4 protein-coding genes are annotated in these 8,080 nt (G+C 44.3%); 1 reads left to right on the forward strand and 3 read right to left on the reverse strand.

The annotated features are described in order from the left end of the window. Positions 1-146 precede the first annotated feature (146 nt). Positions 147-392, reverse strand: coding sequence for a ChaB family protein (locus H6S82_RS10960; protein WP_190469823.1), 246 nt, complete (start codon positions 390-392; stop codon positions 147-149). A 1,262-nt stretch (positions 393-1,654) separates the two neighbouring features. Here H6S82_RS10960 and H6S82_RS10965 point away from each other — a divergent pair. After that, positions 1,655-4,348, forward strand: coding sequence for a CHASE domain-containing protein (locus tag H6S82_RS10965; protein ID WP_199315459.1), 2,694 nt, complete (start codon positions 1,655-1,657; stop codon positions 4,346-4,348). A 151-nt stretch (positions 4,349-4,499) separates the two neighbouring features. On the opposite strand, the gene H6S82_RS10970 is transcribed toward H6S82_RS10965, so the two are convergent. Beyond that, positions 4,500-7,169 (reverse strand): AAA-like domain-containing protein, encoded by a 2,670-nt coding sequence (locus H6S82_RS10970; protein WP_190469826.1) that lies wholly within the window; start codon positions 7,167-7,169, stop codon positions 4,500-4,502. 228 nt (positions 7,170-7,397) lie between these two features. Then, the coding region (locus H6S82_RS10975; protein ID WP_191056221.1) for an SPFH domain-containing protein at positions 7,398-8,080 on the reverse strand (683 nt) is incomplete at its 5' end.

The raw sequence follows: 8,080 nt of genomic DNA on the forward strand, positions 1-8,080 counted from the left end.
TTTCTTAAAGAAACCGGGTTTCTGCGTTGTACTTTATCTGAGTTTAAGTTGTAGCGTGCATCAGACCCCTGAATTTTGGATCTCATCAGTAATTTTATCGCTAGTGACGCACCCTACTTAATTTAACAAGCAACTTGAAAAGCTGCTTAATTGCCGCCTGAAGTGACAGATTTATGGTGTTGGTGGCTATCTTCTGGCTTGGGACGCCATTGCCCATCTTCACCTGGTTCGTATTCTTGCTTGACGCTGTTCCAAGCAACATTCATAGCGGCTTCTTCGCTCATACCGTCTTCACTGGCGCTATTGTATGCTGCCAGAAAAATTTGCTGGGCACCTTGATTTAGCTGTTGTTGTACTTCCGAAGGTAAATCTTGTAGTTGTTTTTGAGACATTAACCCGCTCCTAGTTTTATTTCCGTCTGGGATCATCGTAAAAAGCTCAACAAACAAGTTCCTCTTTCTGGAAGGTAGTATGTATTATTTACCCATCTATCTCAGGGATAAACAATGAGTTAAGCGATTTCGTATCCAGTAATACAAATAGGACTTACGCAAAGAAACCGGGTTTCTAGATCGTCATTTTTACCTTCTTACCGAGTGGCATCTGTGTCGCTTATAAATTAATCGTCTCAATTTAAAAAATGGGTTTAATCAGACTTAAGGGTGAAAGCATCTTTGGGTGCGATCGCAAATCCGACAAAAGTAGGAAGATTTTTAAATTTATATTAACGGGCAATCTTTCGGGGCAAAGATGAGGAAGATACCCAAGTTTCCCGGCTTTATGCAGTGGGCGTTCCGGCGAACTTTCGCGATGAAAGATATGCGTCGGGGTTAGGGCGTCGGGCGTCGGGCGTCGGGGGAGTTGCTATGGTTGTGGGTTTAGCCCTTGCAAAGCCAAACCCAACGATTTCTCTGCTAACCAGTTGGGTTTTGTTCCTGGAAACCTTTTTAGATTTTGGATTGTCAATTATTCAATCCAAAATCTAAAATCTAAAATTTTGTCATCGGGACAGTTTCCGATCGAAACGAAAAGCCCTCACTGCAAGACAGCGAGGGAGGTTCGGTTGAAACAGAGCGCTCGGTGATTAAACTGCTAACTTTAGAATCTCTTTTTTTGAAAAGAAGACCATGAGCGATTATTTAGATGAGAATGGCAGTCATACCTAATTTGAGGCTGGTGCTTCTTCAAAACCTCCTCAATTAAGTCATTTATTCTATTAATTCTATGTTTAAGGCATTCCGGGTCAATCGCGGCCCAAATAATAGCTCTGTTAGTTTTACTCATTTGTGTTGGCCAACACAAAATATATGTGATTTCAATTACATATTTCGCTAAAAATAGTTTGACAGCCTCTTACTTAGGGTAGAGAAGACATAAAAATAACCCGATCGCAGTAGTTTGCATACAAAATTTATTAACTATTTCATCTATCTAAAGAGTGATAAAATCAAAACAGTAGGGGTGAGGTTCCGCCGCCTCTACCCAGTTCTCAACGAGAAATACGAAAAACCCAAATTCATTCGTACTCAGTAACAAAATTTGAATAAAGTAAAAACTTATACTAATGTTAAATGATAAGCTTATTCCAAAAGCTTCTTCGATAGGATGGCAAAAGATATGCAACTGCTTCAGCTTTAAAGTTGCTTTAAATTGTATGAAACCGGACTTGCCATTCAAACCCACACAAGCGCGTCGCACTTGGACTCCTAATTTCGTTCTGGTTTTGAGTCTGGTGCTGACTGCGATCGCCAGCTACTACGTCTCCGCAATGACAAGAGCTAAAGACGAGCTCCGGTTTGAAAATGCAGTCCAGCGCACCCAGAACGACATTCAAAAACGTTTGGACACTTACATCACTCTGCTGCGTACAGGTAGTGGGTTATTTGCTGCTTCCGAGCAAGTTAGCCGCGATGAATTTCGTGCCTATATCGATCGCCTCGAACTCCGCCGCACTTACCCAGGAATTCAGGGAATCGGTTTCTCAGTGCGAGTATCCCCCTCAGAAAAAGATCGCCTCATAGCGGATATGCGTAAGCAAGGAGTAAAAAATTTTACGATAAGACCGCAATACAAACGTGCCGAATATCACTCGATTATTTATCTGGAACCGTTAGATCGGCGAAATCAAGCTGCGATCGGTTTTGATATGTTCGCCGAACCGATCCGCCGCGCTGCAATGGAACGGGCACGGGACACTGACTCACCCGCCGCATCCGGTAAAGTAATCTTGGTTCAGGAAATCGACAAACACAAGCAAGCTGGCTTCCTAATTTATGTGCCTGTTTATCGCAATGGCACAACACGCAACACAGTCGCGCAGCGTCGAGCCGCATTGCAGGGTTTTATCTACAGTCCTTTTCGTGCGGATGATTTAATGGCGGGAATTTTCAGCAACGAAGAATTTCCCTTCTTGGACTTTCAAATTTATGACGGAACTGCTCCCGACGCGAAAAACCTGTTGCACTCCTCAGATAGTAAGAGTGATTTCCAGCACAGATTTTACCGACCTCGCTTTACCACCACGATAAAGATAGATATCGCCGGACGCCCTTGGACTATTGTTTTCACTTCCCGACCGGAACTCGATCGCCTTTCCGAAACAAGGCTGATGCCTTACATCGCCGTTGTGGGTGTGTCGATCGGTTTGATACTGTTCGCTGTCACGCGCAGTCAAGTTCGCGCCCGCATTGCCGCAGAAAGTTTAGCGGTTGACTTGCGCGATTCGGAACGAGCGCTCAAACAAAGCGAGGAAAGATTTCGGCAACTGACTGAAAAAGTCCGCATCATTCCTTGGGAGGCAGATGCTATGACTGGGAGATTCACTTATGTTGGGCCTCAAACAGTGGATATCCTTGGCTATGCGCTAGAAGATTGGTACACCGATAACTTTTGGGAAAAACACATTTACTCAGAAGATCGAGAGTGGGCGATCGAGTTTTGTCAAAATGGCACAGTTTCTCAGGAAAACTACGAATTTGAATACAGAATGTTGGCAGCGGATGGAGACATTGTATGGTTACTCGATCTCGTGAATGTCGTGCGAGATGAAAATGGGCCGAAACTGCTGCGCGGCATTATGATCGACATTACCGATCGCAAGTTGGTAGAGGCAGAACGCACCCGACTTCTAGAACGCGAACAGGCAGATCGCGCTGAGGCGGAGGCGGCAAACCGTATGAAGGATGAGTTTCTGGCAACGCTTTCCCACGAGTTGCGAACGCCTCTGAATGCAATGGTGGGATGGACGACTTTACTGCGAACTCGAAAGTTTGACGAAGCTACTACTGCCCGTGCTTTGGAGACAATCGATCGCAATACAAAGGCACTTTCCCAACTGATTGAAGATCTGTTGGATGTCTCGCGCATTATGACGGGCAAGTTCCGCTTTGATTTACGTGCGGTCAATCTGGCTGCTACGATCGAGGCTGCTATTGATGCGGTGCGATCGGCTGCGGAAGCAAAAAATATTATCATTAATTCGGTATTTGAAGACCGATTTTGTTTAGTATCTGGCGATCCTACTCGCTTGCAGCAAATTGTCTGGAATTTGCTTACGAATGCAATTAAGTTCACACCCAAGGGAGGGCAGGTTGAGGTTCATCTCGATCGCCATAACTCGAATGCACAAATAACTGTGATCGATACCGGTCAAGGCATTTCTCCTGAATTTTTACCTCATATTTTTGAACGCTTCCGTCAAGCTGATGCCAGTATCACTCGCAAACACGGCGGTCTTGGCTTAGGGCTGGCAATTGTTCGCCATCTAGTCGAATTGCATGGCGGAACTATTCGCGCTGAAAGTCCAGGAGAAGGACAGGGAGCAAAGTTTATCGTGACTCTACCGTTTAGGGCGATTAGCGACTTATCCCAAGTTTCCGAAGTTGCGAGTTCGGATCGGCAAGATATACTTAGCGATCGAAACGAGAATGTAGCGATCGACAAATCTTTATTCCTAAATAATTTATCCGTGCTTGTTGTTGATGATGAACCCGATGCACGCGAGTTGGTGACTGCTGTACTGGAAAAAAGCGGCGCTAAAGTAACAGCAGTGGGATCGGCTAAAGAAGCTTTTGCGATAATTACTGAGGCTGCTGGTGGTAGAAGACCGGATATTCTAATTAGCGATATCGGGATGCCAGAAGAAGATGGATATACTTTAATCCGCAAGATTAGGGCGCTTAAGCCAGATCGAGGCGGACAAATTCCCGCTATAGCGCTCACAGCATATGCTAGAGCAGAGGAACGAGCAAGAGCGATCGCTGCCGGTTTTCACATCCACATACCAAAACCTGTCATACCAGAAGAATTGATTGCAGTAGTTGCCAACCTGCTAGGGGCTAGGGGTTAGGGGCTAGGGATTAGGGAAGAGGGAAGAGGGAAGAGAGAAGAGGGAGAGGGAAGAGGAAGAGGGAGAGGGAAGAGGGAGAGGGAAGAGGGAAGAGGGAAGAGAGAACAATATTAATTCTCCCACTCTTCCCCTAGTCCCTAACCCCTAACCCCTAGCGATCGCAAAGCACCTTATCCTTTTGACTGACATTTTGATTAGTTTGCAAATAATTACGTGCCAAATTGCAACTTTTAGTTAAAAGATCTTCGAGGTTGAAATTCCAGAGAATTACCTTGTTATCGGAACTTGCAGAAGCAAGCATCTGACCGTCCGGCGACCAAGATAAACTCCTTACTTCACCTTGATGATTTTTCAAACTTCTCAGCAGGCTACCGTCAATGTGCCAAAGTCTCACCATTTTGTCTGTACTGGCTGTTGCCAGTGTTTGACCGTCAGGACTGAAACTGACGCTGGTGACTTTACCTCTATGCCTTAAAATACTCAGTAAAGTGCCTTCAATTTGCCAAAGTTTTACAGTTCCGTCCGCACTAGCAGAGGCAAGCATATGACTGTCGGGACTGAAACTTATGCTTGTTACCGAACTGCTGTGTCCTTGCAAATCTCTTTCCCACACACCGTCGCGACTCCAAAGTTTGACGGTGCCATCCGCATCGGCGGAGGCAAGTGTTCTGCCGGTAAAACTCCAATTTACGCAGGTTACCCAACCGCGATGTCCTGCTAAGTTTTTGACTGCTTGACTGTTCAATTTCCAAAGTTTAACGGTGCCATCTGCACTAGCAGAAGCGAGTGTTTTGCCGTCTGGGTTAAAACTTATGTTTGTTACTTTATCGTGATGTCCATTGAAAATTTTGAATGGGCGAGTTTCACTCACAGCTTTGCCGTTTGTGTGCCAAAGTTTGATTGTGCGATCGTCGCTAGCTGCGGCAAGTATTTGACCGTCAGGGCTGAAATTTAAGCTGTTAATTTTAGCGCTAGCAAGATTAAATGTAGCGAGTGCTTTGCCATCGCTTTGCCAAAGTTCGATCGCTCCATTATCGCTCGCCGCAGCGAGCATAAAAGTTTTTGCTTGTTTTCCCCCCAATTTTTGAGGGCTAAAGGTTATGAAAGTTATTTTACTGCTATTTTCCGGCAAGCGATCGGGCTGTTTTAGCGAGTAGATTGCTTGATTGAGGGCGAGTAAAACTCTCATCCGAGTATCCGAGTTAATTCCAAATGGCAATTTTTGCACTCTTTTGCCTGCGCGGATGCTTTCTATTAAGGCATCCCATTTTTTGTTAGATTCCAACAGTGCTTCTGAATATAAGCTGATGGCGTTAATTTCGGTGTTTCTGCGATCGCTCCATATTTTTAGCCAAACTATCTCGGCGATTAAGGTGAAGAATAACACTAAAACTACGAGCGCTCTGATATTAATTGCCACTCGCATTTGGCGCTCGTGTTTGAGTTTGGCTTCAGTTAATTTTCGGCGCTCTTGCTCTTTACTCAGTTCGGCAAGTAAATCTTTTTCTCTACTCAGTCGCTCAATTTCAGTCCGACTTTGTTGTTCTCGATCGCGCAATTCTGCTAGGGCTGATTCTTGGCTGGCTGCGAGGAATTGATAATCGCGATCGCTCAAGCTTTTGCCTGTCGCCCAATTGAGTGCTTCTTGCAATGCTTGCCCTCGCAACAATCGCGATTCATCTTGACAGTTGGATGTTAACCATGCTAATAATGCTGCGCCATGAGGACGCAAGTCGGAAAAAGCTTTTTCAACCCAATTTAAGTTAAAAATTGCTTCGTAAATGCGATTGTAAACTCTTAATTTACCAGCACGCATAACCACCAAACCCGATAGTCTCAGTTGCGCTTGTTCGGGTGTGTCATCGGCGGGAATTTCTCCCTCTTCTAATATTTTTTGATAAAGTCCCAGCAATCTGCCGGCGCGTTGTTGATTGGAGAGGATGCGATCGCGTATCGTTTTTATATGTGCTGGTTCATCGTGGGATTCCCAATTTTCGATAATATAAAATTTTACTAATTCGGTAATTGTCGCGGGTTCATTGTTGATAGTTGATTGTACTACTAATTTACAAAGTTTTTGCGATAGAAACGGCTGTCCGCCTGTCCATTCCAATATCTCTTTTAAAATTTCTTGAGAATTGTCTAATTTTTCTACCAATCCTTTGGCTAGGGGTTGAGCTTCGTGCAGTGCAAAACCATTTAATTCGATCGCACGACCGATATTAAACGGCGTGCGAGTCGGATCGGAAATTAAATCGCTGGGCGTAGCGACTCCCAACAAAGCAAATGTAAGCCGCTGGTATTTTGATTTTTGGGCACGTTTGTTGTGGCAGGATCTAATCAGGGCAAAAAAGTCGTCTAGAGGTTCTTTGAAACTGAGGACGCTATCAATTTCATCGATAAAAATTACGATATTTTCAGTAACTTTTACCAGCAGCACTTCTTCTATCAATTCACCTAAACGTTGGACTGGGGGAATTAATTCGCGATCGCGCCACCAGTTCATAAACTCCATCGTGTTAAACAAATTGAAATTTGTCAAGAGTTTGTAGGCGACACCTCCATACCATTTTTCCAAAGAAACTTGCTGACTGCCAATATCTGAAAGGTCGATCGTAGCGCAGGCGACGCCTTCAGCTTTTAGTCTTTGCATCGTGCGTACCAGCAAGCTAGACTTACCCATTTGTCGAGAATTGAGTACATAGCAAAATTCTCCTTTTTTCAGTCCTTCATATAAGTCATTGTCAGCTTTTCGCACCACATAAGTTGGTGCATCTACTGGTAAACTTCCGCCGATTTGATATTGGTATTTTTTTGGCATATAAATAAATTTTAAATTTGAGAGTTTAGATTGAGATATGAGTGCTAAAGGCATTATATTAGGAGTTAAGCAAAAAAACCCGGTTTCTCTGAAAAATCGTGGGTTTAACAGCTAAAGATATCCGAAGAAACCTGGTTTCTAGCGCCAGGGTAATTTCTGTATATAAGAAAAGCGATCGCCCTTGGTTTCCTTGAGCGTAAGATAAGAGCGATCGCATCCTACCCATGCTTAATAAATCTGTTTTACATTGCCATTATTTTCTTCTCCCACAATCGCACCAATCCCCTCCAAAGTCGATGGAATACTGCGCGGATCGACAAACATCACCTTGCTGCTTCCACTGCTACCAATCTTGATACCCATTTCCAGATAATTTTGCGCCAGTAAAAACTGCAAAGACTTGGTAGCATTGGGATCGGCATTTAACTTTTTGCCAATAATTTCCATCGCCGCCGCCACACCTTGCGCCTTTAAAACTTGCTCTTTTTGTTGCGCTTCCGCTGACAAAATCGCTGCTTTTTGCCGCGCTTCAGCTTCAATCAGTTGTGCTTCAGCTTCCCCTCTGGCTGCATTAATTACCGCTTCTCTTTCCCCTTCCGATGTAAGAATAGCAGCTTGTTTTTTCCGTTCCGCAGACATCTGCAATTCCATCGCACCTTGCACAGTTTTAGAAGGAACAATTTCCCGCAATTCCACCCTCGTCACCTTCACACCCCAAGGTTCGGTGGCTGTATCTAAATCTCGCAACAAACTTTTGTTGATTGCAGTGCGTGCGGTGAAGGTTTCATTCAGTTCAAGGTTACCCATTTCTGAGCGAATTTGAGTTACCACCAAATTCACAATTGCTGCTTGCAGATTTTGCACTTTGTAATAAGCTTTCTCAATGTTAATAATCCGCCAGTAAACCACCG

It is taken from the genome of Planktothrix sp. FACHB-1355 (assembly GCF_014748295.1).
GTDB lineage: Bacteria > Cyanobacteriota > Cyanobacteriia > Cyanobacteriales > Aerosakkonemataceae > Aerosakkonema > Aerosakkonema funiforme_A.

Excerpts from the sequence above, each read along its gene's own strand:
- H6S82_RS10965 (WP_199315459.1), top strand. The coding sequence starts at position 1,655 with ATGAAACCGGACTTGCCATTCAAACCCACACAAGCGCGTCGCACTTGG.
- H6S82_RS10970 (WP_190469826.1), bottom strand. The coding sequence starts at position 7,169 with ATGCCAAAAAAATACCAATATCAAATCGGCGGAAGTTTACCAGTAGAT.
- H6S82_RS10960 (WP_190469823.1), bottom strand. The coding sequence starts at position 392 with ATGTCTCAAAAACAACTACAAGATTTACCTTCGGAAGTACAACAACAG.